Genomic DNA, 23,903 nt, shown 5'->3' on the forward strand with positions numbered 1-23,903 from the left:
TTGAGAGGTTTAAAATGGCTTGTAATAAGTAGAGACAGAAAAAAGAAGATGACGGTAAGCAAGGAATGGATGAAAATTGGGTACCGGGTTGTGTCGACCTATTTATCCTGCCTTTATAGATTATTCTATTAGGACATCACTTTTTTCATAGTATATAGATGAAATAGTTCATAAAGGAAAAGAAAAGAGGATGATACAGTGGGGAATAAAATTTCAGTAGACCCAGATCGTTTAGAAGATTTAGCAAATGAGTTTGTCTCGCACTTGTCAAAAATTGAAGAAGAATACAAGAGTCTTCATTTGGAACTAGTGAACCTAATTAGCAGTGCTCCAGCAGAGTATAGTCATTGTTTTTATCAAGTAGGAGATCCGTGGGGAACAGGAAATCAATTAGTTGACCTTCTGAGTGAAGTGGAGATCGACCTTCGAATGACCGCCAATAAATTTTCCGATGCTGATAACTTAGTCGGTCAACTTTATAAACTGCATGAGAAATATGGAGCGCTCACTGCGATGGGTGCTTTAGTATCAAAACAGCTGGCATTTTATGGGCTAGGTTTTACGCAATTTATCAAAAATAGTGATGATGTCTATATGTATAAACATATGAATGCCCTAAATAAACTAACAGATGTAGTCGATAATTCCAAATTTCGTAATGTAGCAAGAGCCTATTTAAATCCAACCTTTTTATTGAAAAAATATAGAGATGTTCCATTTGCTGATTTAGTTCACAAAAAGGTTGCTAAATATCTTCCTGGTGATGTTGTTAAGTATACAGATAGTTCAAAGGCATTATTTGAAGGGATTAATCATCGAGCATTGGACTCTACAACGTTTAAATCATTTCTACAGACGGGAGCGAAATTTGCCAAAACCAACGCTGTTAGTGCAGGACTAGTAACAGGAGTAATGGAAGCAGGCGGAATGGGACTGAAAATTTCCGAAAACTATGCGAAATATGGAAATAATCCAGAGGTCTTAAAGCGAGAAAATGCAAAAGCGGTAGGAAATGCAGTGAATAATACCGTAGCGATTTCTGGAGGTTCCATTGCGGGAGCATTCGTAGGAGGTGCTCTAGGAAGTTTAGTAGGCCCAGTCGGTACAGTTGTAGGAGCCGCTGCAGGTTCATTTGTAGGAGGACTTGTTGGAGAGCAAGCGGCTAAACTTACGGCAGGTATAGCAGAGAAAGCAGCGATTGTCATTAAAGAACCTATACATGATGGGCTTGAACTGATTAAAGGTGGTTTGGAGAAAGCTGGGAAAGTTGTTGAAGGTGTTAATAAAGGTGCTGATTTCGTAAATGATCAAATTAAGGATACTATTGCTGACCCAATAGGGAAGGTGGGGGAAATCGGTAAGGGATTATCGAAAGCGAAAGAAACAGCGAGTTCCCTTGCCGATGGAGCAAAAGATTTTTTTGAGGATAAATTTTCATTTTTTTAAGGAGGATATATGAATACCATTCAATTAAGTATTGAAGAGTTACTTTTTTCATTTTATAGTGAAGGTTTATTTGAACAAGGAATGTCGATTAAGGGAGCCTATTTTCAAACGCTTCAAGATGCCGAGTTGAAATTAATGCTAGAAATTGCCTCTCGCTCTTTGTTAGCAAAAGATATGTTAAAGGAAGTAAATAATCAATATAAGTTAAAAGATGAATTTGCTGCCTATATTCATACATTGAATAATGCAGAAAGTACCGTAAAAGCTTCTAAACATCAGCCAGACTTAAATGGAGAAGATAGTATTGCCTTTCATTTTAAAAATGGAGAGGTTTATTTACATAAAGTATTGTACGATCATCAAGTTCACTCTATTTCTAAGCTGCCGAAAGAAGAAATCCTTTCAGTTATAAGCGGTTTTTTCCACTTCCATACGTTAGAAAAGCAAGGTGAAGTTATTCTTCAGTTAAAAAGTGAAGAATTTGAAGAACTTTTAGAAGATGTAAGTCAATCTCATTCTTTACCGGAGTCAATTGTTCAGAAATGGGTAAGTAAAAAGGGAGAGTCTACTAGTATCTTAGAGTTTTTAAATGATATTTCGAATAGAAACGGTAAAATGGATAGTTTAGTAAGCTTAACGTATGACTCAGAGAATAACCCTGACCTAAAAGATCTTTATTTTGTGATTCCAGGAAAGAATGAATGTTGGCTAGCTACAAGGGACAACCTTGACCTGAGTATTCAGAGAGCGAATGAGGAATCTATTAATCAACTATTATTAACCAACAAGATTCTTCCAGCTTAAGGAGGTGCATTATTTGGTAAACGTTAAGAAAGAAAATGACGCCATTCAGATAAAAGGGTCAAAGTTCATGTACGGGTGGATGTTTCTTGCGACTGTAGGTTTTTTAATTGCTTGTTTTTTCTTAATCATACACGGTTTGAAATTTGAGTCCAAGTATTCTTTATTTTACCTTGGCGGTGGTCTCATCTTTACTCCTTTTTACCTTTACCTAACGCTTTGGTCACTTCCAGGTTTTATTCCAGGAAAGGTCCTGTTAACGATTGTCCAAGGTGAAAATGGTACGATTAAGTCGAAGAAAGGTACAGTTTATATTAAGAATATCCGGAATATCGACTTAGTAAGAAATCCACTGAATTTAATCAATGATATAGTCATTGACACCCTTGATAACAAAACCATAAAAATTCGTACGTATAATTTACTTGATGACCTGGATTATCAGGTGGTCGTTGATCAATATCTTTATCCCTATATTACAGAAAATGCAAAAAAAGTATGGGATCGTAAGGTGGATTTAGATAAATTGCAAAGAGTAGCCAAATACGAGCGGCAAGAGCAGAAAATTGATTAACGATCATTCAAATTAAAAGATCTCAGTCCAAAGCTGGTGATTCGCGTCCAATTCTCTTTTTCATTATAAATCTGTTATAATCCCATTACTTTCACTTCCTTGACAGGGAAGGGGGCGTGGGTTCGAATCCTTCACAGGTCATCAACTGCCAAAGGCTCAAATCCTTGATATCACAAGGGCTTGGGTCTTTTTATGTTAATAAAGATAATTTACTCAATTGGTGAATGTAGCACTTCATTACGTTTCTTGGCTTGAAAAGTATTATACAATGCCTTCACTTGAAATGATGGTAGAACAATATCAAGAAGAGTTACAACCAATGATAGAAAGTTTTAAAGTGAAATAAATAGAAGGAGGAAAGTATGGAAGAGTAATTAAAAGTAAAATTCCTTTCCAATTAGGGGTTCTATTAGGGGATTAATCACACTTCTCGTATGACTTACCCTCCACTTCAGTATTATATAGTAAATATTACCTTAATTTTAACTGTGTGATTTTAATATCTCAACAGTTTATCATATAGGAAGAATAACTTAAATCTACTACTATAATGAAGTAAGTCTTTAAAAGGGAAGTGATAGTTAAATGATTTATATAAGCGATATCGAAAAGATAATTAATAACACATTAAATGAGCACAATTTGGATATTACTTATGAATTTGACAATAATTTAAGTGCACCTATGAGTTATAACGTATCGACCAATACTATAAAATTCAATTACCTTCAAGTTAACGGTTATAAAGGGAAAATTAGAATTAAAGAGACAGACGAAGACTTTGTTAAAATTATTCTTTATCGTATGATTGGTTATTATTTAGATTTTAAGAAAAACAAACATGATTTAAGGATTTTAATGTATGGTCACGAAGAAGAAAAAGAAAAGCTAAAATCCGAAATAGAAACTAATGCTTGGGATTATGGGAAAACATTAATACCTGAACAACTATTGGAGTCATATGTTAAAGTTCGTGAATTAGATAAAATGCTAATAAATTAATGTACTCTAAGAAAATGGTGACCTGACTTTAAACTAAAACAAGAAAAGATAAAGAAGCCACCTTGGAGAATCTCTCTGGAGCTGAATTTTGAGTGAGAAATTAAACTGATATCCAATAAGACAAGACCCAGAGAAAGAGAAGTTGTCTTAGAAAGCTTAGGTTTAAACTTGATTTCTAACTTTAATCACGCACCTTCTTTAGAGTAATAGTATCGCCATGTCCAAAACTTGGAAATTAATTGCAAGTCTCTAGAAATTTCTGCAACAGAACCAATTCATTTTATATCTTTATTTATATTTGCCAGCTAAAATTTAGTAAACTAATATATAAAGAGGAGAACTATAGGAGGATTTACTAATGAGCACTCATGAATTTGAAATGAACATAGATGGAGAAATAATCAGATGGGCGGAAAAATCACACGCACAAATCTTCCGCAACTTCTGGCAGTTCTTCATGGAAAAAGATTTACAAAAAACAATTGAAACAATAGAGTTCACAGGAATCCGTACTTACGATTCAGAATACTTCGTAGCCAAAAATGGAAGTAAAAAGAAAAATATCTTTGTAAAAGACAATTACTACGTTTACACCCATTTAACACCATCCGCAATGCAAAAAGCATATGAGAAATTCAAAAAAGGCTGGGAGGATATATATAAACAACCGAAGGGCGAAATGCTTAACATGGAACAGGAGGAAATGCCTGAGGAACTGCAAACGGAAGAAAAGCCAAATTTGAAAAATATTTATGAAAAAAGCCATGCAATTGCTTCGGTTACGGCGAATCATGACTCACATAATAGTTCTCTAGTTATAGAACCTTCCGTTACAAAATTGCCTGACGAAACAGAACCATTAAGAATTCTTTTTGGTCATTCACCCAACAGCAATGAACCATTGTATTGGTATCCAACTACGACCAGTAAAATCATGCATACGAATACAGGTATTATTGGTACGATGGGGACGGGTAAAACTCAGTTTACTAAATCGTTCATTAAACAGATACATGATGGTTCTCTATCTAATGTAAATGGAACACCTATTGATGTTCTCATCTTTGACTATAAAGGTGACTATATCAAAGATGACTTTAGAGAGGCGACAAACGCTACAGTGTATCATCCATATCACCTTCCGTATAATCCGTTATCTTTATATAGGGGAAAACAACTAAAGCCGTTATTGCCTTTGCATACAGCTAGTACCATTAAAGAAACAATTGCCAATGCTTTTAATTTAGGTATAAAGCAACAGCAGTTATTGAATGATTTAATCATTGAAGCTTATTCACAAGCTGGTATTTATAAGGCTGATATGGCTACATGGGGTCTGGTACCACCTACATTAAATAATGTATTTGAACGATTAATGGATAGGGAGGATGTAAAAGAAGATAGTCTTTATGCAGCACTAAAACAAATTTATGATTTTGAGATCTTTTCTCCAAATAGTGAGAATACAAAGTCCTTATATGACATGATACAAGGCGTAACGGTTGTAAATCTGGCTGGTTATGATCCAAGTGTTCAGAACTTGATAGTAGGAATCACTTTGGACACCTTCTATTCCCAGATGTCTACAAAAGGGCACAGTACAATTCAAGGAGATTATCGTGAATTAACGAAAATGATACTTGTTGATGAGGCAGATAACTTCTTGAGTCAAGACTTCTCTTCTTTAAAGAAAATTATGAAAGAAGGAAGAGAATATGGCGTTGGTGTAATCCTATCAACCCAATTTTTAGACCACTTTGCAACTACAAATAATGACTATGCTCAGTATATATTGACTTGGATTATACATAGAGTACCTACCATTAAAAAGAAGGAAGTACAAGCTATCTTCAGTCCAGAAAATCAGGCTGAGGGTGAGCAGATAGTTAAAAAGATAGCACAACTTCAAAAACACAAAAGCTTAGTCACGTCTGTTACCAATAATAGATACGAAATTATGGAGGATATGGCGTTCTGGAAGCTTCTAAATTAAACATGGATTTCTGATAAAAAACCCTTTGAATTTAATCATAATTAAATTCAAAGGGTTTCTCAAGTCATCTAAAATTATTGCATCAGAACAACGTAGTGGGTTGCATAACCGAGATTAAATTCTGCAAAACTAAAAATCTACCCAATAATAACGTTAATAGAATGATACAATATTTTACAGGCATTATTAGTTAGTTGCAGGAGGTTTAAACATGAATGGCTATATTGGCATTACTTCTAGGGAATGGTTTACGAATTTATCTTCGCATAATGAAGCAGATGAATTTAACTTTTGGCGTAAGGACACTAAAAACTTTAAATCGATAACCATGGGGGAACCGTTCTTTTTTCTTGTTAAAAATGATAAGAGAGTTAAAGGAGAAAGAGCGGTATTGGGTATGGCTACGTACATACGTTTCGAGGTATTAACGGCAGGTGAAGCATGGGACAGATACCGTAATGCTAACGGTGATGAAGATAAGGAAAGTTTTATAGGTAGAATGAAAACCATGTTTGGAACTGATGCATATACGGGTCAAATAGGATGTATAATTCTTACCGACTTCAAAGTGTTTGATAACCCCGTATATCTAAGCAATATTAATATTAAATTTGCAAAAACCACTATGTCTGGACAGGGTATTACTGATACAGAAAGAAACGCAATTTTAGAGTACGGTTTTAGTTCCGTAGGTAATGTACTACGTAAACTTAACGAAATTGATCGTATAGGGTTTACGGAAGATGACGAAGGTTTTCCAGAAGGAAAGGTTAAATTAAAACAGCATCTAGTACGTGAAAGAAACCCCCTTGTTATTAAACTTGCAAAGGAACGATTCTTACAACAGCACGGTAAGTTATTTTGCGAAGTATGCGAGTTTGATTTCCAACAATATTACGGTGAACTAGGACATGGTTATATAGAAGGTCATCATACGAAACCTGTATCGGAAATGGACGATAACCAAGAAACAAAGGTAGAGGATATCGCCCTGGTATGCGCTAACTGCCACCGTATGCTACACCGTAAACGACCGTGTTTATCAAAAAGTGAACTAAAGCAACTACTACATATGCAACGGTAAACAAAAGTCCATGGATTTCATAGGGTCCATGGCTTTAAACACTTTAAAATCAAGGGTTTCATAAATATAAATATGGTGGCAGCCTGGTGGCAAAACCAACATGCCACCAATTAAATTTGTTTAAATCCTACATAGAAAAAATATTAGCCTATTAAATCAACGTTTTCCAACTAAATCTGTTATAATTCGATTCACTCTTCTTCCTTGACAGGGAAGGGATCGTGGGTTCGAATCCCTCACAGGTCATCAACTGCCAAAGGCTCAAATCCTTGATATCACAAGGATTTGGGTCTTTTTTTGTTTAGCCGAATTGGGGTCGACAATACTTACGATGGTTTAATATTGTAATAATTTAACACACAAGTTATTCTTAAATCACCTAATAAGGCACAATATTAAAGGAGAAAATAGTGAGTTATCTCGGAAAGTATTTGAAAATGCCACCAACAATTGAAAAGCTCCATAAATTAGAGAAGGAAATTGAAAAAGAAGGCTACTCCTTAAGTGAATTATCCCTTTATTTAGAATTTGACTTCTCCCCTTATGAAAATACTCCCTATGATGTCATTACATTTGCTAGTACAGGCGTTGACGGCATACATTTCGGATTTCTAACTGACTTCGGAACAGTATCTGATTTAGAGAATGCTTTTATTGTATGTATTAGTCCAATGGATTTTGATTCACATATAATGATTGTAGCAAGGAATATAAGGGAGTTTCTTAACTTGGTTTGTACGATGAAAGATGCCTTAACTATTTCTAACTTTAATATCCTGGAAGATGAGGGACAGTACATTCGTTTGCTCAAAGAACTAAAACAAGTAGAACCTGAAGATGAGGAATTTGAAGAGAACGCAAACTATGTAGTGGAAAAGATAATAGCTACATTCGATAGCGAACGAATAGAAGATGTCTATCATTATGTGGAAAGAAAAGTAAGGACAGAAAGAGAGCAACAAACTATTTTATCAACTCTTGATGGGTTAGGCATAATACCTGTAGAGAACATTACAAGCAATTTTCTCCCATACAAACTTGAAAAAGATATGACGATTGACTTGGAAGAAGTGAAGGCCTTTTTTAATTCTGCAACAACAGAAAGTAAAATGGCTTTCTTCAGAGATGTCCAATTTACTTACTTAATTGCAAATGAGATAGCGTTAAAAGAATTGGTCATACATGAAATGATAAAATTAGGTTTACAGGATGAAGTCGGTAGATTATACGTGTTTTAGGTCCTTTTTTTTTTGCCTAATTAACACCATTAACCTTAACAGAACCAAAAATTATTAAAAGGTTACTTGTAGGGGTATTTACTTAATTATAAATGATCCAAACGAGGTTTTTTTGGAACAATAATTAAGGAGGCTTTCACCAATCACCTCAAGTTTTAATAGATCTATTTTAAAACAAAAAAGACTGTAGGCAAAAGGAGTTCTATCTAAATTTTAAAACATAGTTGATTGGAGCGGGCAAGGGAGACCCCACAGGCGCAGGTGCGCCGAGGAGGCTCCCGGACCGCCCGTGGAAAGCGAGTGCCCTACGTTCCAATCAACGTCCAAATTTGTACAAGCAAAAAAACTTTAGACAAACTCGATGAAAATCAAGTTTGTCTAAAGTCTGAGGGGACACTTATAAATGAGGTCCCCTTTCATAATGTATTACGGTAATAAAGTTTTATATTGATCCATTAAATCACCTGCATATAAGCTTGTTATCATTAAGAAAATGGCAAGCCCAATGTATAATGAGAACCAGATGACTTTTGTTTTGAGACTCGATGAGTAATAGGATTTCTCTTTATCCCTAATTTCAGTTTGTTCTTGCACTTCTTTAAAGAACGTTGCAACTATTCGTTCATAGGTGCCTATATTTTCAAAATCGGTCGGTCCGTTCTGGTATTCATTTGAATTAGCAGCATCCATTAAGGATCTATAAATATTTAATTTTACCTCGGTCAGCTGTTTTTCTTTTAGCTTATTATCATCAAATAGCGGGATATGCCAACTCTTCATGTTGGTAAACTTTTCATGTAGTTGGCTGAATTCCATATTCCAAATATTAACCAGGCGAATTTTTTCTTCATCTGTTGCACTTGCATATTGTTCTAGTTGCCTTAATCCAAATTGATTCAATTCAATGATGATGTCTCTTTGATTTCTGGATGTCTCACTACGGAATTCTTTCCACCACTTAGAAATACCCAATAATAAGAAAAGAATTAAAAATGGATTTGGATGGAGAAACAAATATACAACCATTCCGATAATCCCTAATACCCAAAGCTTTGTGGAGATGACTCCCACTATACGTCCTCCATCAAGTGGATGCACAGGCATTAGATTAAATAGATTAATCATGGCTCCAAGTGTAATAACTAAAAGCCAAAATGGATTTTCTGTCATCATAAATAGGGGGATGGCTGGTAGAAATGCTAATGTACCTAATAAAGGACCTCCGAAGGCAAGATAAGCTTCTTGGTTAGCATTCTTGGGTTCTTCTTTAAGGGCAATTAACGCTCCGACAAAAGGTATGAAAATGGCATTGGATGTTTTGATGCCTTTTCTCTTAGCAGCAAGTAAATGCCCCATTTCATGGATGTAAATTAGATAGACTAGGGCTACGGCAAATTTCCAACCGTAAACCAAGGCATACGCTCCTAATGAAACGAAAATAGAAATCAGGGAACCTACTTTTGCTATTTTCAATAGCGCAAACAACCATTTCATTTTCCCTAGGAAAAATAACCCGATTGCCGCCAAACTTAACCATCCTTTATTCGATTTAGATTCTTTCAAAATGTACCTCCTAGAGTAAATGGGAAAACAGATGACCCCAGTGACACTATGTCTATCTGAGCTCCTTCTTGATTTATCAACTTGCTAATATCCTTATTATATCGTATTTTTTCTTTCCCTTTTAGGAATAATTTTCTAGAATATTAACTTTCAAGTATTACATTTTTTTGCTAACATTTTGCTAACATGAATTCTGAACAGCATTGTGAAAAATACCTGCTAGGTCAGTCTCAACCTTAGGTCCTAGATGCGTGTAAGTTTCTAAAGGGATTTTTGGATTAGCGTGACCTAAACGAGCAGCTACTTTTACAAAATCTACACCGTCGGTGAACATATTTTGTAGATGTATTAAATTTAATCATTTCCAAAGAAAAGTTAAAACTTATGGTATCGAGAATCATTTTGATAGTACGTGCTCCAGTAATAAGGTCGTGATTAATTCTTCTTTTTTGATATTAGTTTAGGAGGAACCGGAGAAGGTTCAAGATATAGTGGAGTATTTACAGGACTTTATTACTATTTTTACTATATTCGTAGGAAAAATAGTGGAAAAAGTCCTGTTTTGTTATAATATAGAAATGTGTAATAATTTATGGTAAATTTAGAAATTATTTCTACAACGAAAAGGGTGATCAAATGAAAGTTTACATGTTTCCAGGACAAGGTTCTCAGAAAAAAGGTATGGGAGAAGAATTATTTGGGGAGTTTGATGGTTACGTTCAAGCAGCTGATGAGATTCTTGGTTATTCAATTAAAGACCTTTGCTTGAAAAATGAGGATAATAAATTAAATTACACACAATATACTCAACCGGCCTTATATGTTGTAAATGCCCTTAGTTATTTTAAATATCGAAAAGAAAATGGAGAGCCTGATTATGTAATAGGTCACAGTTTAGGGGAGTATAATGCTCTTTTAGCAGCAGATGTTTACAACTTTGAGACGGGTTTAAAATTAGTAAAAAAACGCGGAGAACTAATGTCTAGTATAACAGGCGGAGGAATGGCAGCGGTTATAGGTTTATCAAAGACAACTATTGAAAATTTACTTAGTGACTATAATCTATTGACGATCGACATTGCCAATTTAAATACTCCTAATCAAACGGTTCTTGCTGGCCCAAAAGAAGATATCCTACGTGCTCAACCGATATTTCAAAATTCAGGTGCTAAATTATTCATGCCTTTAAATGTTAGTGGTCCTTTTCATTCTAGATATATGGCTGAAGTTCAAGGTGATTATAAAAAATATGTTGATCAATTCTTATTCAATGAGGCTAAAATACCAATTGTTTCAAATGTAGATGCATTTCCTTACGAAGATAGTAACATCAAGAGTAATATTGTGAAGCAGTTAACAAGTTCAGTGCAATGGGATCAAACCATCCAATACTTATTGGATAAAGGGGTATCAGACTTTTATGAAATAGGACCGGGAAACGTCTTAACGGGGTTAGTTACAAAAATTAAATCAGAGAGAACTGAAAAAAAACATCAACAAGAGGAAGTAACTTATATAGTTGACCATACTCCTGCAAAAATAAGGAATGTTAAAAGAATAGTTACTATAGGGGATCAGGAATTTTGTGAAGACTATAATGTAATTTACCCCTATGTTATAGGTTCCATGCACAAAGGTATTTCTTCTCCTAATCTGGTAGCAAAGATGGCTCAAAATGGATTTTTATCTTTCCTAGGAACAGGATCTTTGGAGATAAACGAAGTAGAAAAAATTATTTTAGAAACAAAAAAAATAGTTCGAGAAGGACAGAATTTTGGATGTAATTTAGTAGCTAATATACATAACTCTTTTAAAGAAGACGAAATCATTAATTTATTTCTTAAACACAATATCAGCTCTATAGAAGCTTCTGGATTTTGGACTATTAGTCCGTCATTACTAAAGTTTAGAGCCAAGGGCTTAAGGCTTTCTGAGAATGGGGAAATTCTTATTAAGAATAAAATTCTCATTAAATTATCTAGAGTTGAAACTGCTATGGAGTTTCTCAGTGTTCCTCCTCAACCATTAATTGACCAGCTAATTAAGAAAGGACAAATTACATTCGATGAAGCAAGAATGCTTCAACAAGTCCCTCTTGTCGATGATATTTGTGTGATGGGGGATAGTGGTGGAGAAACGAGTCAAGCTAACTTAAACCTGCTTCTTCCGACTATTATTCGATTAAGAGACGAGTCCACAAGAGAAAAATCATTAAATAAGCGAGTAAGAATAGGGGCAGGAGGCGGGATAGGAACCCCTGAAGCAGCTGCGATTGCATTCTTGCTTGGAGCGGATTTTGTGTTAACAGGCTCTATAAACCAATGTACAGTGGAAGCAGAAACGAGCAATCTAGTAAAAGATATGCTACAGAAAGTAGATTTACATGATACAAGTTATGTTCCAAGCGCTAATGATCTCGAAGTAAGAGGACAAACACAAGTGGTAAAAAAAGGAGTCTTTTTCCCGGCCAGAGCTAATAAGCTATACGATTTGTTGAAGCAATATAAAAACATTTCGGATATGGATTCAAAAACTAAGGAAATGATTGAAAAAAAGTATCTGAATGAAGGGATCCAAACTATCTTACGATATGAGGAACAAGTATCTACTGATAATAGACCAACTTCTAATAATACTATGCAGACTATATTGAAATTTTATTTGAATAATACTGTCCAGTTAGCAATTAATGGTGAATCTTCGCAAAAGGTTAACTTCAATATATATTGTGGTCCTGCTCTTGGCGCATTCAATAGATGGGTCAAAGGTACAGAATTGGAAGAATGGAACAATAGGCACATAGATGTTATCTCTAGAAAAATAATGACCGAAACAGAAAAGCTGTTGGAAAGCAGTGGTGCATTATTAATGTTGAATCAAGGGTGATACCAATGACAAAAATGACTATTAATTTAACAGATACTTTATATAATTATGTACTGGACCATTCTCTCCAGGAACCCCCACTTGTGAAACAGTTAAGAGAGGAGACAGCAAAATTGCCTATGTCGGCTATGCAAACTCCTCCAGAGGAAACACAATTTCTAACATTACTTATTAAATTAATGAATGCCTCGAAGATATTAGAGATAGGAACTTTTACAGGGTATAGTACTTTATGGTTCGCTATGACTATTCCAGAACATGGAGTTGTTACAGCCTGCGATGTAGATGAAGAATGGACTACTATAGGAAAAAGATATTGGGAGAAAGCTGGAGTTTCTCACAAGATTAACCTTGAAATCGCCCCTGCGTTAGATACCATGAATGATCTTTTAAATAATCATAAAGCTAATTATTATGATTTGATTTTCATCGATGCAGATAAAGAAAATTACATGAACTATTACGAAAAAGCACTTCTTCTGATAAGGCCTGGTGGGGTTATTGTTATTGATAACGTTTTATGGGGAGGAAGTGTTGTAAACTCTTTAAACCAGTCTCGTGATGTTCAAGCTATTAGAGCATTAAATAAAATGTTAATAAACGATGATAGAGTTACAGTCAGCCTTCTCCCTATTGGTGATGGGGTAACTTTTGTGTTGCCAAAAAAATAAAAACAATATAGCTGAAGGAGAATTATATGAACTTTCCATACGAAAAATTAATTTTTAAGAACGAAAACAGCCCACTATCTTCGATTCCATTTCATAAAGATGTACAATGCATTGAACGTTTTTTTTCAAATGAATTTCCTTTTCATTTAGCAATTCACAAAGTCACAAATGCGAATGGTTTAGATGAAGACTACACTATTCCTCATGTACATAATGAAGAAGATGAAATAAATATTATTGTGGGTGAAGAATGCGGACTAGAATATAGGATTCAGTTAGGTGAAAAAGAATTTGTTGTTTCCTCTAACTCTACAATATGGATCCCGGCAGGTGTTAAACATTCAGCTAATGTATTAAAAGGTAACGGTTATTTCATAGCTATCAGAATGGAACCAACACGATTCGATAAAGAATATATGCGTAAACAATTTGAACTGAATCTTGTATAAATCTAGTCTAAGGAAATGAGGATGAAAAATGAATACTAGACAACTCATTTTTCAGTTGAAAGAAAAGGGTTGTGGGTTATTTGTAAACGGGGAGAACCTTACAATCCATGGGGAAATAACGGCTGAGGAAGAGCAATGGTTAGAAGATTTCTCTAAAGAAATAGTTACAGAACTAACTAATCAAGGGGAAGAATTTTGGTTATCGGAGTTTGCTGAACTAACTTTAAGATGTGACTTTCCTATCCTTATTGGTGAAGGGAAGGGTGAAAGTAGTGTTTCTGCTTATAGTCTTGACTTTAGTGATAATGAATTGAAAAATCTTTGCAAATTAGCGAAGAAAGTTGATAGAAATTACTCAACTCTTATATTAACAGCCTGGATAGTGTTACTTCATCGTTATACTTCTCAAGAGAAGATACCAGTTGTAACAAATATTTTCTCTAAACATAGGCCAGAAGGAAGTCCTGAAACACCTATCTATGCAGAAGTTAATGAAGATACTTCTTTCTTGAATGTAATTGAGAAGATAGATCATTTTGAGGAACATTATGAAGAAATGTATTTTCCAGGTATTCAATGGCTGGAGGATCATATGAAAGATGAGTACGCTTCTAAATTTAATATTTCATTTTTATATTTGGAAGCTGGTAAAGATAATAATTACTTTCCTGAATTTTTGGAGCAGCCTTTTGATTTATCTCTCAGAGTCAATCAAAATTCTGAAGGCTTAAAATTAGAGTTTTTATCTAATTCTAATTGTTTTGACAAAAAAGCTCTTGAAAATATGGGTAGTCATTTAAAAAACATTTTTCATAACATAGTACAAGATAAAGAAATGATCGTCGGTACTTGCTCTATGGTATCTAATAAGGAAAAAAAAACCTTAGAGCTTTACCACGGAGAAAAAAGAGATTATTTATTTGAGAAAGACTTAGCAACTTTATTTGAAGAACAAGTGAAGAAAAAACCAAGCCAGATAGCTTTAATTACAGAAGAAGAAAAAGTTGATTATATTACGTTAAATAGAATGTCTAACTATATAGGACAACGGCTTATTGAATGGGGTGTTACAAAGGGCACGCCTGTAGGTGTTTATGTTGACAGGTCAATACATACTTATATTGCACTGTTAGGGATTTTGAAAGTAGGCGGCATTTACGTACCGCTAGATGCTTCGTACCCTTCGGATTATATTTCTCAAATTACTACTGATCTAAAATTGGAACACTTTATTAGTAAAAGATCTCTTTCTGTAAATCTCCCTAATCAAAATGTAAAGGTCATACTTGCAGATGATTTTAAGCTTGAAACATTATCTCAGTACGATAAAAATCTAGGGATAAAAGTAGACAGTCAAGATCCTGCTGTAATTATGTATACTTCTGGGTCCACAGGTGTTCCAAAGGGTGTAAAACATAAACAAATACAACTGATCAACCGCTTTAATTGGACATGGGAACACTATCCTTTTGAGAACGGGGATTTAATGTGTCAGCGTACAGCCCTGAACTTCATGCCTTCTATGTGGGAATTGCTGGGAGGGCTGCTTCAAGGAATACCCACCATTATTATTCCTGATAAAGTGATAGCTGATCCTAATAAACTATTGGAGTTTATTAACCAATATCAAATTACTTTCATGATGGCTGTTCCATCTTTATTGAAAATGATGTTCCAATCTAGCTTAGATGCTAAACGGTATTTATCATCTATACGCCTTTGTATTACAGCTGGTGAGCCTTTAACGCTAGATACATTCAATCAATTTCAAGACATATTTTCCAATGCGATATTACTAAATGATTTAGGATCTACAGAAACAAATGGAGTTCTATATTTTGATTCAAAAGAAAAACAAAATGAATCTAAATTGCCTAATTTTAAAACGGTTGCAAATACAGAAATTTATTTGTTAGATAAATATTTAAATCAGGTTCCTGTAGGAGTCATAGGGGATATATACATTAGCGGTGCCCCTTTAGCATTAGAGTATGTAAATAAGCCGGATCTGAATAGTCAGAGCTTTCGCACTATTCCTCAAATTTCAACAGAGAAGATACTCTATCGTTTAGGAGATAGGGCAAGGTTTTTATCTGACGGAACCATTCAATTGTTTGGAAGAATTGATCACCAGGTTAAAATCAGAGGCAAGCGAGTGGAAGTAGGTCATATCGAATCAGTAATTAATAAGCATACTGATGTAAAAGAAAGTGTAATAGTCGCTAAAAAGACGAAAAATAATAGTAACCAATTATACGCATATGTAGTTGGTAAAAGAAAAGTAAATGAAGGATATTTAAAAGAATATTTAAATAAAATGCTACCGGATTATATGGTTCCTTTCCGAATTGAAATTATAGACTCTATACCAAAGAGGCCAAACGGTAAGATAGACCTGAAAGAGTTAATTGATCGTAAAGATTTTTTAACAAGCCCTAAAATCAATCTAGATATGATATTAGAGAGTTTAAAGAAAATCGTCTCAGAAATTTTAGAGGTAGAGCCAGACTCTGTTGACTTTACTAAAAAGTTTTATGCTGTAGGGTTTGATTCAGTTTCCATAGTTGAGTTTTCCCATCAAATCACTAAAAAAATTAATGCAAAAATAGAGGTAACTGAGTTATATGATTGCAATAATTTGGTTGAGCTGGCTCAGCTAATTATGCAGAAGGTACAGTACAGTCTCTTACCAAATAAAGATAGTGAAACATTATCACCTCTATACGAAGAAGTACAGGAGAGAGTGATTAAAAAAGAAAGTGATGAAAAGCTGGTAATTGAATCACAAGTTGAGAATGATAGGTTAATTGGCCATCATCAGTCCATATCTCAGGACAAGAATACCCTTACTGTAATTATTAATTGTGCTGCTTCAATTTTAGAAGTTGACATCCAAAGTATAAATATAAACAAAAAGTTATATGAAGTTGGGTTCGATTCAGTTTCTATTGTATCCTTTGCGACATTACTTAGTGAAATGTTAAATGCCGAAATTACAACAACAGATCTCTTTAATTGTCCTACACTACAGGACGTTATTCGACTAGTAGATCAAGAAACTCCAACAAATCTTTTAGAAGTGCAAGAAAGAAACATAAAAGAAGAAAATAAAAAAAATAGAGATGTCATCAATAATACTAAGTATAAAAAAGTTCTTTCGGTATTAAAGAAAAATGCAGCTGAGATATTACAAGTAGAAACAATTGAGCTAGATGGGGAGCAAACTTTCGAAGATTTAGAATTTACCTCTGTAGATTTTGCTAAGTATATTAAAGTTTTGAATGAAAATTATAAATGTTCTATAACTCTTGCTCACTTCATTGAATATGGCTCACTTGATGCTCTTGCTACTTATATAGCGGGTATGCAAACGAATGAAACTGATTTATTTCAAGAGCTAAACAAAGATACCCTGACGTTTTCTAAAAGCGAAGAAGAAGATAAGATATCATACTTTTGTGACAAAGAAGGAAAAGTAAAGTTAAACCAAAAAGATATTGCGATTATTGGTTTTTCAGGGAGGTTTCCTGGAGCAACAGATATCAATATGTATTGGTCAAATATTTCAGAAGGCATAAGTTCAATTCTTGAAGTTCCAGCGCAGAGGTGGAAAGTAGAAGAATATTATGATTCAAATCCTCAAATTCCTAACAAGAGTTACAGTAAGTGGGGTGGATTTATTCCTGATGTTGATAAATTTGATGCGCCGTTCTTTAATATTTCCAAGCATGAAGCGAAACTAATGGATCCACAGCAGCGACTCTGTTTAGAAGAGGCATATCGCTCATTAGAACATGCTGGTTATTCAAATCGATCTCTTTATTCTCGAAATGTAGGTACCTATGTAGGAATTAGAAATGGAGATTATACTACTCGATTACTGAGGAGTGGTATAAACAATAGTTCATTTACCTTAATGGGTAATGATTCAGCTATCTTGTCTGCGCGGTTAGCATATCTTTTAAATCTTAAAGGACCGACACTAGCGATTGATACTGCATGTTCCTCATCACTTGTTGCTATTCACCTAGCTTGTCAAAGTATCTTAAATGGAGAAATAGAAATGGCGATTGCTGGTGGAGCACATGTGATAAGCACTTCAGATTTACATGTAACATCAAGCAAAATGGGTATGCTTTCTCCAAATGGACAATGTAAAACGTTTGATAATGAAGCTGATGGCTTTGTTCCGGGAGAAGCTGTGGGATTCATTGTTGTTAAAGAACTACAAAAAGCTATCCAAGACGGAGACTTTATTCATGCAGTTATTAAAGGTTCTGGAATTAACCAGGATGGGACTACTAATGGTATAACAGCACCAAGTGTAGATTCACAGACAGATCTAATTGAAACAACTCTTAGAAAGTATGAGATTAATCCAGAAACTATTACCATGGTAGAAGCGCATGGGACGGGGACCAAATTAGGAGATCCAATAGAAGTAAAAGCTCTAACAAATGCTTTTCGAAAATCTACTAAAAGCGTTCAATATAGCGCTATTGGCTCTGTTAAAACTAATATTGGACATGCGGTTGCAGGTGCAGGGATAGCTAGTTTAACAAAAGTTTTACTATCACTTAAACATAAGAAGATCCCTAAAACTTTAAATTATACAACAAAAAATGCGCACATTGCCTTTGAGGAAAGTCCGTTTTATGTAAACACGAACACTAAAGAATGGAAGACTGATGGATGTCCTAGAAGAGCAAGTATTAGTTCATTTGGCTTCAGTGGCACTAATTGCTACATGATAGTTGAGGAGGCTCCACAGCTAAAAAATAGGGATAAATATCTAGATCCGTTTTATTTAGTTACCCTTTCTGCCGAGAATGAAACTTCTCTAAAACAAAAAGTAGAAGATCTTTATCAATGGACTAGAAAAGAGGGACACTTATATGAGATGGGAGATATCTCCTATACTTTGCTTAGAGGAAGAAGTTTTCATGCGCATCGACTGTCCTTTATAGTATCTAGCCAATATGGTTTAGCAAATGTTCTACTTCGTATTCTAGATGGTAATTATCAAGACGTGAATTATGGGGTGCTAAACCAAACTAATTATGGTTCGTTTAAAGATAAAGAACACTCAGTTAGTTTTTTTGAAAATGTGAAAAACAATCTTTATTCTTCTTCTGAAGATTTTAGACAATATCTCTCTGAGTTAGCGGAACAATTTGTTCAAGAAAATGATTTAGAATGGGATAGTTTATTTGTAAATAGAGAGTGGAGGACAGTGCCTTTACCGGTTTATCCATTTTTACAAGAATCGTTTTGGATAGAGGAACCGGTACAAGAAAAAAGTGGCTGTAAAGAAGCTTCTAATAAGGAGATAGGAAAGTCTTCACTCGTTACAACTATAAATAAAAATGATGTATGGGTAGAAGAACATCAAATTTCTAATAAAAAAATTGTCCCAGCAGCAATGTATATTGAGCTTGTTAGGAAATCCATAAATGAGTTTTACAAACAGGAGACCTTTAAAGTAGAGAATTTTGTCTGGATGAAGCCTATAGAAGTTAAGGATAAGGTTGAAATTGAAGTAGAACTGTTGGAAAGAGATCAATTGTCCACTTCCTTTAATATTAAGGTGGATGATGACATTCATGCTACAGGGAGTTTCTATATAGGTGCTGTTGATCGACCGTATAAAACTATACCAAATGTTTTAAGTCAAAGTATATTAACGGTAGATAAGGCTAGTTGCTACAGTAAATTTAATTCACGAGGAATTAAATATGGTGACTCGTTCCGGCTAATCGATTCTTTACTTATTAGTGAGGAATATGTCCTTGGAAGCTTAGACACTAGTCTCAGTGACCCTGATGCAACATGTCTTATTGACGCAGTATTCCAGACAGCAGTAGGTTTCAGTTTTGATAAAAATGATCCGCATCCTTATATGCCTTTTACTATTGAGGAAATTAAAATTTATGAAGATTTTCAATCTGGTTTAAGAGTTCTAGTAAGCAAAGATAGTAGTAATGAAAAGATGGGGATGAGAAAGTATCATCTATCCTTATTAAATGCTGAGAATTTAGTTGTTATGGAAATTAAGGGGTTAACCCAAAGAGAATATAAATCAGAAACCCAGCCATCTTCACAGCAACCAGTTATGTTATACAAGCCAAATTGGAAAGTTTCCGACCTGAATTCTACTCAATTAATTTCAGGAACTACCCTTTTGATTGATGTAGATAGCACATTATCAGAATATCAAATTAAATCATTTAGCCACTACTCAAGCTTTAATAGATTGATTTTAGTTAAGCCAGGTATAGCTTATAGACAAATTAATCGGAATGAGTTCACCTTAGATATAACCAATAAAGAGGACTTTAGACGATTTTTAATGGACACAGACCTTGAAAAAATAGAAAACGTAGTCTATCTAAGTAAAGCGACTGTTCATTCTGAATATAACCCACTTTCTGTTCTTAACCTGTTTAAAGGTGTTCAGGGACTACTGGAAGTAGGATATCAAAAAGAGATCAACTTTATATATACCTATATAAACACTTCATCACTTTCACAGCCTCAACATGAAGCCGTTTCCGGATTCTTACGAGTGTTGGAGAAGGAATTCAGTGGATTTAGCGGAAAAATTGTAGAAATTCAACACGAAGTTAACCAGGAAACTGAATATGGATTGTTAGGTATTCTTCATCAAGAAATATCTGAAAATAATTCATTTCACGAGGTATCATACAAAAAAAATAATAGATTGGTTAAACAATACGAACAGGTAAATTTAGAAAGATACACTTCTCCTTTAAACAGTGTATTAATGAAAAATGGAGTCTATATTATTGCTGGGGGAATTGGTGGTTTAGGACAGATCTTTGCAGAATACTTAGCAAAGACCTTGCAAGCAAAGATTGTACTAACTGGCCGAAGATCATATGGTAACGAAGTAGAACTAGTAATAAAACAGATTCAGTTATGTGGTGGAGAAGCTTTATATTTCCAATGCGATATTTCTAATCGATTACATGTTGAAAATCTAATTCAGTTTACTAAAGGTAACTTCAAAAAAATTAATGGTATTATCCAATCTGCTGGAATTATAGCAGACAGTCTTTTTAGAAATAAATCGATAAATGAAGTCGATCAAGTCTTTAAGCCTAAAATTAATGGCACTCTTTATCTAGATGAGCTAACCAAAGATGAAGACATGCAGTGTTTTGTCCTCTTTTCTTCAATATCACCAATTATGGGGAATATTGGTCAAAGCGACTATGCTTATGCAAATAGTTTTGTAGATGCTTTTGCACAAAAACGAGAAGCATTAAGAAAACAAGGGAAACGTTTTGGAAAGACATTATCAATAAATTGGCCCTTTTGGACAGAGGGTGGTATGAAAATAGATGAGTCTAAAAGGTATGCTATACAAAAAGAGTTAGGGCTATATGATTTGGAAAAAGAAGAAGGTCTTAAAGCATTTGAGATAGCTATGAACCTAGAATACCCACAATTAGCTGTAATAAAAGGCGAAAGGGGCAAGGTGCATCAACTATTTAAGAATAAAGATGTACAAAAATCTATCGTGAATATTCAAGTAGATCAAAAGTCAGTAACAGAGTTTGTAGAGGAAGACTTGATTATTTTAGCTCAACAAATTCTTTCTAACAATGAAGTGATAGATGTGAAAAAAGATTTAACCGAGTATGGGTTAAATTCTATTTCCATAACTGAATTCAGTGGTTTAGTTGGCAACTTTTATGACATTCAAATTCCACCTTCAGTATTTTTTGAATACTCGACGTTAAGTGCTATTTCTGAATACCTCTTTGAACAATACTATCAGGTGATGGAAAGTCATTATGACAACAAGATTAATCGAAATGATTCTCTGATAGAGGTTGCTGCTTCAAATGAAAATGAACTTGATTCAGTAAGCCATTCAGAGAAGTTGAGTAATAACATTTTGGAAATTGAAAATGAAACGGACATTGCGATAGTAGGACTAAGTGCAAAGTTTCCGGGCGCTAATTCTGTAGAGGAATTCTGGGGAAATTTAATGGCTGGTAAGTCTTCTATATCTATGGTACCTCCTGAAAGATGGTATTGGCAAAAATATCATGGGGATCTAAATCAGAATGGTAAGTCTTCAGTAAATATGGGAGGGTTTATATCAAATATTGATAAGTTCGACCCCGCTTTTTTCGGTATTTCGCCAGCAGAGGCTAAACTAATGGATCCTCAGCAACGTATTTTATTGCAACAAGTCTGGAAAGCTCTAGAAAATTCTGGTCATAAGCCTTCGTTACTTTCTGGAGAAGAAGTTGGCGTATTTATTGGTTCTTTTACTAATGATTATAATAACTTGCTTATTAAAGAAGGCATCAATGAGGGACATAGTGTTGCAGGAAACGATCACTCTATTTTAGCGAATCGAATTTCCTATACGTTTAACTTTAAAGGCCCTAGTGAGGCTATTGATACTGCTTGTTCAAGTTCATTGGTAGGTCTACATCGTGCGGTGCAATCGTTAAAACTAGGAGAGTGTAAGTTAGCTATAGTAGGTGGAGTTAACGCGTTACTTTCACCTGATGGATTTATTAGAGCAACTAAAGCAGGGATGTTGACAAAAAATGGACAAATTAGAAGTTTTGATCAACAAGCTGATGGCTATTTAAGGGGAGAAGGTTGCGGTGTTATTGTATTAAAGCCTTTGAGAGCCGCCTTAAAAGATACTGACAATATCTATGCAGTTATAAAAGGTAGCGCAATTAACCATAGTGGTAAAGGCTATGGACTCACTACACCAAGTATTAATGGACAAGCTGAAGTTGTTATTAAAGCGTTAAAGGATGCCAATATTTCACCTGAGTCACTAAGCTATATCGAGGCACATGGAACAGCTTCTAAATTGGGTGATTCCATAGAAATTGATGCCTTTAAGAAAGCATTTAAACAGCTTTCTGATACTTCAAATAATCTACATTATTGTGGAATAGGCAGTATAAAACCTAATATTGGTCATTTAGAGGCTGCCTCTGGTATCGCATCTTTAATGAAAGCGATATTAGCTCTTAAGCATAAACAAGTCCCACCTACTATTAATTTTGAAAACTTAAATGAAAACATTCATTTAGAAGATTCTCCCTTTTATATTGTTAATCAACCACAAGAATTACGACCAATAGATAAAAGTGTAGGTGATGAGGATTTAACCATAAAAGTGGGAGTGCATTCATTTGGTTTTGGTGGTACTAATGCACACATTATTTTAGAAGAGCATATAACTAACGCTAAATCCTATCCCTTAAATAAAATGAAACATTTAATACCTTTCTCTGCAAAAACGAAAAAATCGTTGTTAACCTATCTTTCCTCATTTAGAAACTGGTTGAAAGATAATAGGGATGTATCTATAGAAGAAATAGCACATTCCCTGCAGACAGGTAGAGAAGATATGGCGGAAAGGATCATATTGATTGTTACTAACATAGAAGATCTAATTAATCAGTGTGACGATTATATAGATGGAAAAGAACACTATTGCATTGAAGGGAATGCGAATGAACATAAAACGGATTTAACATGGATATTAGATAAAGACATTATTGAAGCAGTTACTTTTAAGGCCATTATGGAAGAAGACTTTACAAAAATTGCAAAGCTATGGGCAGCAGGATTTTCCATCCAATGGGAAAGATTATATGAGTTGGGAACTGTCAAAAGAATTTCACTACCGACCTATGAGTTTGATAGCCAAAGTCTATGGTTTAAAGAATTCACAACTCTAAGTGAGCCCGAGGAGAATTCTCAGGTGCATGTAGGGGCTTTTAAGGATCTTAATTTATACGACTCCAAACAAAGCCTAGATTTTTCAAATTACAATAGTCTGGTGACAGATCAAATTAAGCAATTGATAGGAATAGAGAGTATAGATCTTAATGTGAAGCTATTTGATTATGGATTTGACTCCATTATGGCTATAAAACTTAAGTACTTGCTAGAAGAGGAATTGTCTCTAGATATTCCTTTAGAGGTATTAGGTAAATCAACAACTATTGAAGCTATCCATTCTTATTTAGAGGGAAAAATAGACCTTAGCAGTATGGTATTAAATTTACCTTCTAAACAAGAGGAGGGTTCGCCAAATAGTCAAGACGATTTAACAAACGCTGACGAGGAGACCTTGATAGCGCTATTTGAAAGAATGACTACCAAGTAAAAATGTGTTGTAAGGA

At 34.5% G+C, this 23,903-nt stretch carries 12 protein-coding genes; 11 read left to right on the forward strand and 1 reads right to left on the reverse strand.

Annotated features, from left to right (window positions below; all coding sequences use genetic code 11):
• Positions 1-198: 198 nt before the first annotated feature.
• From ABC374_RS05045 to ABC374_RS05075, 7 genes are all read left to right on the forward strand, one after another.
• Positions 199-1,446, forward strand: a complete 1,248-nt coding sequence (locus ABC374_RS05045; RefSeq protein ID WP_413016293.1) for a glycine zipper domain-containing protein — start codon at positions 199-201, stop codon at positions 1,444-1,446.
• Positions 1,447-1,455: 9 nt separating this feature from the next.
• Positions 1,456-2,250 (forward strand): hypothetical protein, encoded by a 795-nt coding sequence (locus ABC374_RS05050; RefSeq protein ID WP_413016295.1) that lies wholly within the window; start codon positions 1,456-1,458, stop codon positions 2,248-2,250.
• A 13-nt stretch (positions 2,251-2,263) separates the two neighbouring features.
• Positions 2,264-2,821 (forward strand): DUF5381 family protein, encoded by a 558-nt coding sequence (locus ABC374_RS05055; RefSeq protein WP_413016297.1) that lies wholly within the window; start codon positions 2,264-2,266, stop codon positions 2,819-2,821.
• A 585-nt stretch (positions 2,822-3,406) separates the two neighbouring features.
• Entirely contained in the window at positions 3,407-3,823 is a 417-nt protein-coding gene (locus ABC374_RS05060) for a hypothetical protein (protein ID WP_350301780.1), read from the forward strand.
• A 358-nt stretch (positions 3,824-4,181) separates the two neighbouring features.
• Positions 4,182-5,816 carry an ATP-binding protein gene (locus ABC374_RS05065; protein ID WP_413016299.1) on the forward strand — a complete coding sequence of 545 codons (1,635 nt, stop codon included), beginning with the start codon at positions 4,182-4,184 and terminating at the stop codon, positions 5,814-5,816.
• A 211-nt stretch (positions 5,817-6,027) separates the two neighbouring features.
• Positions 6,028-6,900, forward strand: coding sequence for an HNH endonuclease (locus tag ABC374_RS05070; RefSeq protein ID WP_350301782.1), 873 nt, complete (start codon positions 6,028-6,030; stop codon positions 6,898-6,900).
• Positions 6,901-7,310: 410 nt separating this feature from the next.
• The gene (locus ABC374_RS05075; protein ID WP_413016302.1) at positions 7,311-8,138 is read left to right on the forward strand and encodes a hypothetical protein; all 828 of its coding nucleotides are present in this window, start codon (positions 7,311-7,313) and stop codon (positions 8,136-8,138) included.
• Positions 8,139-8,564: 426 nt separating this feature from the next.
• On the opposite strand, the gene ABC374_RS05080 is transcribed toward ABC374_RS05075, so the two are convergent.
• Positions 8,565-9,701 (reverse strand): site-2 protease family protein, encoded by a 1,137-nt coding sequence (locus ABC374_RS05080; protein WP_413016304.1) that lies wholly within the window; start codon positions 9,699-9,701, stop codon positions 8,565-8,567.
• A gap of 636 nt (positions 9,702-10,337) precedes the next feature.
• Between ABC374_RS05080 and fabD the strand changes: the two genes are divergently transcribed.
• From fabD to ABC374_RS05100, 4 genes are read left to right on the forward strand one after another with little or no spacing between them, the layout of a single operon-like run.
• Positions 10,338-12,587: an ACP S-malonyltransferase gene (gene fabD / locus ABC374_RS05085; protein WP_413016306.1), complete on the forward strand. Its 2,250-nt coding sequence runs from the start codon at positions 10,338-10,340 to the stop codon at positions 12,585-12,587.
• Between the two features lie 5 nt (positions 12,588-12,592).
• Positions 12,593-13,258 carry a class I SAM-dependent methyltransferase gene (locus ABC374_RS05090; RefSeq protein ID WP_413016308.1) on the forward strand — a complete coding sequence of 222 codons (666 nt, stop codon included), beginning with the start codon at positions 12,593-12,595 and terminating at the stop codon, positions 13,256-13,258.
• A gap of 26 nt (positions 13,259-13,284) precedes the next feature.
• The gene (locus tag ABC374_RS05095) at positions 13,285-13,707 is read left to right on the forward strand and encodes a cupin domain-containing protein (RefSeq protein WP_413016310.1); all 423 of its coding nucleotides are present in this window, start codon (positions 13,285-13,287) and stop codon (positions 13,705-13,707) included.
• Positions 13,708-13,735: 28 nt separating this feature from the next.
• A complete protein-coding gene (locus ABC374_RS05100) occupies positions 13,736-23,887 on the forward strand; it encodes an SDR family NAD(P)-dependent oxidoreductase (protein WP_413016312.1) in 10,152 nt (3,383 codons plus the stop codon).
• Positions 23,888-23,903 lie beyond the last annotated feature (16 nt).

It is taken from the genome of Peribacillus phoenicis, assembly GCF_047238085.1.
Lineage (GTDB): Bacteria > Bacillota > Bacilli > Bacillales > DSM-1321 > Peribacillus.